This is a genomic window from Streptomyces sp. NPDC005899, assembly GCF_040629645.1.
GTDB lineage: Bacteria > Actinomycetota > Actinomycetes > Streptomycetales > Streptomycetaceae > Streptomyces.
This window is the reverse complement of sequence record NZ_JBEXWB010000443.1, coordinates 1-4,363: the sequence shown is the minus strand read 5'-3', so window position 1 is coordinate 4,363 and position 4,363 is coordinate 1. Positions and strand designations below refer to the sequence as shown.

General features: G+C 72.4%; 4 protein-coding genes. 2 read left to right on the top strand and 2 right to left on the bottom strand.

The genetic code is table 11. The annotated features are described in order from the left end of the window. Positions 1–100: 100 nt before the first annotated feature. Both ABZ371_RS29530 and ABZ371_RS29525 read right to left on the bottom strand, forming a co-directional pair. Complete coding sequence (locus ABZ371_RS29530) at positions 101–772, bottom strand: response regulator transcription factor (protein WP_358685274.1); 672 nt, start codon at positions 770–772, stop codon at positions 101–103. 10 nt (positions 773–782) lie between these two features. Beyond that, on the bottom strand, positions 783–1,628 hold the full coding sequence (locus ABZ371_RS29525; protein WP_358685276.1) for a PD-(D/E)XK nuclease family protein: 846 nt from the start codon (positions 1,626–1,628) through the stop codon (positions 783–785). Between the two features lie 171 nt (positions 1,629–1,799). On the opposite strand from ABZ371_RS29525, the gene ABZ371_RS29520 reads away from it, so the two are divergent. Together ABZ371_RS29520 and ABZ371_RS29515 are read left to right on the top strand one after the other, a co-directional pair. Next, positions 1,800–3,050: a site-2 protease family protein gene (locus ABZ371_RS29520; RefSeq protein ID WP_358685272.1), complete on the top strand. Its 1,251-nt coding sequence runs from the start codon at positions 1,800–1,802 to the stop codon at positions 3,048–3,050. A 74-nt stretch (positions 3,051–3,124) separates the two neighbouring features. Beyond that, positions 3,125–4,033 carry a tRNA (adenine-N1)-methyltransferase gene (locus tag ABZ371_RS29515; RefSeq protein ID WP_358685270.1) on the top strand — a complete coding sequence of 303 codons (909 nt, stop codon included), beginning with the start codon at positions 3,125–3,127 and terminating at the stop codon, positions 4,031–4,033. The last annotated feature ends 330 nt before the right edge of the window (positions 4,034–4,363 follow it).

Genomic DNA, 4,363 nt, shown 5'->3' with positions numbered 1-4,363 from the left:
GTGCGGGGCCGCGCCCCCCCCACCGCACCCCCCCTGAACCGGCCATGCGGTCCGGCCCCCCCCCCCCGCCCCCCATCGCCGTTGCGTCTCCCCGCCGCGCTCACTGGGCGCCGGGACGCACCAGGCCGCTCTCGTAGGCGTAGACGGCCGCCTGCACGCGGTCGCGCAGACCCAGCTTGGTCAGGACGTGGCCGACATGGGTCTTCACCGTCGTCTCGCTCACGAAGAGATCGGCCGCGATCTCCGCGTTGGACAGACCGCGCGCCACCAGTTTCAGCACTTCGACCTCACGGTCGGTGAGCGTCTGCAGGGCGTCCGGCACGGAGTCCTCGCCGGACGGCAGGTGGTCCGCGTACTTGTCGAGCAGCCGGCGCGTGATGCTCGGCGCGAGCATCGCCTCCCCCGCGGCCACCACCCGGATGGCCTGGACCAGCTCGTGGGCCGGAGCGTCCTTCAGCAGGAAGCCGCTGGCACCCGCGCGCAGCGCCTCCACGACGTACTCGTCGAGGTCGAAGGTGGTCAGCACCAGCACCTTCGCCGGGCCGTCGCGCCCGGGGCCCGTGATCTGGCGGGTCGCCTCGACGCCGTCCATCCGAGGCATCCGGATGTCCATCAGGACGACGTCGGGCTGGAGCGCGCGCACCTGGTCGATGGCCTGGAGGCCGTCACCGGCCTCGCCGACCACCGCGAGGTCGCCCTCCGCCTCCAGGATCATCCGGAAACCGGTGCGGAGCAGCGGTTGGTCATCGACCAGCAGGACGCGGATTGCCACGGAATCTCCTTCAGGGGCCTTCTACGGCCGCCGGCCGGCCGGCCTCGGCCCGGACCGGCTCCATTGTGCCCTGCACACCTTCCACCACCTCCGCCGGGCGGACCGACAGGGGATAGACCGGGGGAGTCCCGCCGAACTCCGGACAGACCGCCCGGTGGTCGCACCAGCCGCACAGCTTGGTCGGCCTCGGCCGCCACTCGCCCGTCTCGGTGGCCAGCCGGATCGCCTCCCACAGCGCCAGCAGCTTGCACTCCACCCGGTCCAGGTCGGCCGGGACGGGATCGTAGGTGAGCACGTCCCCGCTGCCGAGGTAGACCAGCTGGAGCCGGCGCGGCACCACGTTCTTCAGACGCCGGACGACCAGCGCGTAGAACTTCATCTGGAAGAGCGCGCTCTCCGCGTACTCCGGCCTCGGTGCCTTGCCCGTCTTGTAGTCCACGATCCGGACCTCGCCCGTCGGGGCGACGTCGACGCGGTCGATCACCCCGCGCAGCCGGAGCCCCGAATCGAGCTCCGTCTCGACGAAGAGCTCCCGCTCGGCCGGCTCCAGGCGGGTCGGGTCCTCCAGCGAGAACCACCGCTCCACGAGCTGCTCGGCCTGGCTCAGCCAACCGGCGAGCCGCTCACCGTCCGCGTCGTCGGCGAAGAGCCCGGACAGCTCGGGCTTCGACTCGAGCAGCCGGTCCCACTGGCCGGGAATCAGCGCCTTGGCCCGCGGGGCCGTACGGTCCTCCGCCGGGACGTCGAACAGCCGCTCGAGCACGGCGTGGACCAGGGTGCCCCGCGTAGCCGCCTCGCTGGGCTTCTCGGGCAGCTTGTCGATCACCCGGAACCGGTAGAGCAGGGGGCACTGCATGAAATCGCTCGCGCGCGAGGGCGACAGCGACGAGGGTGGCCGAGGCGGGCGCGGTACGGAGGTCATGTCGTCAGACCCTACGGCCCGCCACCGACACCGGCGGCATACCATCGACCACAGAGCTCGCACACTGCATGATCGTGGCAGACGCCACCGACCCGAAGGGATCCCGTGGACGAGAGCGGCGACAGCGGGCGCCCCCAGCCCGGCGCAGGGGGGAAGGACCCCGGCACCGGACCCGGGAAGGGCACGCCGCGGCGCCCGGAGGATCCCGGCGGCGGCCTCCTCATGGGCCGCCCCTTCGGCGTACCCGTGTACGTGGCGCCCAGCTGGTTCGTCGTCGCCGCGCTGATCACCTGGGTGTTCGGCGGCCAGCTCGACCGCGTCCTGCCCGGGCTCGGCACGGCCCGGTACCTGGTCGCGCTCTTCTTCGCGATCGCCTTCTACGCGTCCGTGCTCGTGCACGAGCTGGCCCACACCGTCGCCGCGCTGCGCTACAAGCTGCCCGTCCGGCGCATCCAGCTCCAGTTCTTCGGGGGCGTCTCCGAGATCGAGAAGGAGAGCGAGACGCCCGGACGCGAATTCGTCCTGGCCTTCGTGGGCCCTCTTCTCTCCCTCGTCCTCGGCGGTGTCTTCTACGTCGCGCTCCAGTTCGTCGAAGCGGGCACCGTCCCGGGGGTGCTCCTCGCCGGACTGATGATCTCCAACCTCATCGTCGCCGCCTTCAACCTGCTCCCGGGCCTTCCCCTGGACGGCGGACGGATGCTGCGCGCCGTCGTCTGGAAGATCACGGGCAAGCCCATGAGCGGCACCGTCGCCGCGGCCTGGGTCGGCCGGGGCCTGGCCGTCACCGTCCTCATCGGCCTCCCGCTCCTCACCCACACCGGTGCCCTCGGCAACGCCACGAGCGAGATCAGCGGAGTGGAGACCGTGACGGACGCCCTGCTCGCGGCGATCCTCGCCGGCATCATCTGGACCGGAGCCGGCAACAGCCTGCGCATGGCCCGGCTCCGTGAGCACCTCCCCGACCTGCGGGCCCGCACCCTGACACGGCGTGCCGTGCCCGTCGAGTCCGCCACCCCGCTCTCCGAGGCCCTCCGCCGGGCCAACGAGGCGGGTGCCCGCGCCCTCGTCGTCGTCGACGGTCACGGCGATCCCAAGGGGGTCGTCCGCGAGGCCGCCATCGTCGGCGTCCCGGAACACCGCCGTCCCTGGGTCGCCGTCAGCGGCCTCGCCCAGGACATCACCGACGGCATGCGGGTCCCGGCCGAACTGGCCGGCGAAGCGCTCCTCGACCGGCTCAAGGCGACTCCGGCGACCGAGTACCTGGTGGTCGAGGAGACCGGTGAGATCTACGGCGTCCTCTCCACCGCCGACGTCGAACGCGCCTTCGTCGCGGCCATGGCCCGCCCCGCGTCCTGACGCCCCGCCCGGAGACGGCCCGGCAGGCCGCGGCCCCCGGAAGAGGGGCCCGTGAATACCGGTAGGCTGGTCACATGTCCGAACCGACCGGTGCCGCCCGCCGTCGCGGCCCATTCACAGTCGGGGACCAGGTCCAGCTCACCGACCCCAAGGGACGCCACTACACCTTCACGCTCGAAGCCGGAAAGAACTTCCACACCCACAAGGGTTCTTTCCCGCACGACGAGCTGATCGGTGCTCCCGAGGGCAGTGTTGTCCGTACCACGGGAAACGTCGCCTACCTGGCGCTGCGCCCCCTGCTCCCCGACTACGTCCTGTCCATGCCCCGCGGCGCCGCCGTGGTCTACCCGAAGGACGCGGGGCAGATCCTGGCCTTCGGCGACATCTTCCCCGGCGCACGCGTCGTCGAAGCCGGCGTCGGCTCCGGAGCCCTCAGCACCTTCCTCCTGCGCGCCATCGGCGAGCAGGGCATGCTGCACTCGTACGAGCGCCGCGAGGACTTCGCCGAGATCGCCCGGCAGAACGTCGAGCGCTACTTCGGGTCCCCGCACCCGGCCTGGCAGCTCACCGTCGGCGACCTCCAGGACAACCTCTCGGACACCGACGTCGACCGTGTCGTCCTGGACATGCTCGCCCCGTGGGAGTGCCTCGAAGCCGTCTCCAAGGCGCTCGTGCCCGGCGGGATCCTCTGCGCGTACGTCGCCACCACCACCCAGCTCTCGCGGACCGTCGAGTCCATCCGGGAGATCGGCTGCTTCGCCGAACCGCAGCCCTGGGAGTCGATGATCCGCAACTGGCACGTCGAGGGCCTGGCCGTCCGGCCCGACCACCGGATGATCGGCCACACCGGCTTCCTCGTCACCGCCCGCCGGCTCGCAGACGGCGTCGAGGCCCCGCTGCGCCGCCGCCGCCCGTCCAAGGGCGCCTACGGTGAGGACTACGACGGACCGGGCAGCCGGAGCGGATCCGCCGGCCGCGACTGATCCCGCACCGCGTACCGGCACGGACGCCGCCGCCGGGCTCCCGGGACCTACCCGGAGCCCGGCGGCGGCGCCTTCGCGTCCGGCCGGTGGCGACCCCGGCGTTCCCCTGCGGTGTGAGGTGTGGCACGATGCTGGCCACCCCCTGGCCGCCGGCTCCGCTCGGCACCGCCTGCCCAGGCCTCCAGAACCACAGGAGACATACCGCGTGCAGACCTCCGCGCTCCCGGACCTCGCGCACACCGACGCCAAACCGGTGCACTGGCTCGCCACGGCCGCGGCGATGGCCGCCGTCGTCGCCGCCGCGGGCTTCCTGCAACCCGACGGGGCCAC

What these genes read in the sequence shown, in the direction of transcription:
- ABZ371_RS29525 (WP_358685276.1), bottom strand. Translation starts at nt 1,628, where the DNA reads ATGCAGTGCCCCCTGCTCTACCGGTTCCGGGTGATCGACAAGCTGCCC.
- ABZ371_RS29515 (WP_358685270.1), top strand. Translation starts at nt 3,125, where the DNA reads ATGTCCGAACCGACCGGTGCCGCCCGCCGTCGCGGCCCATTCACAGTC.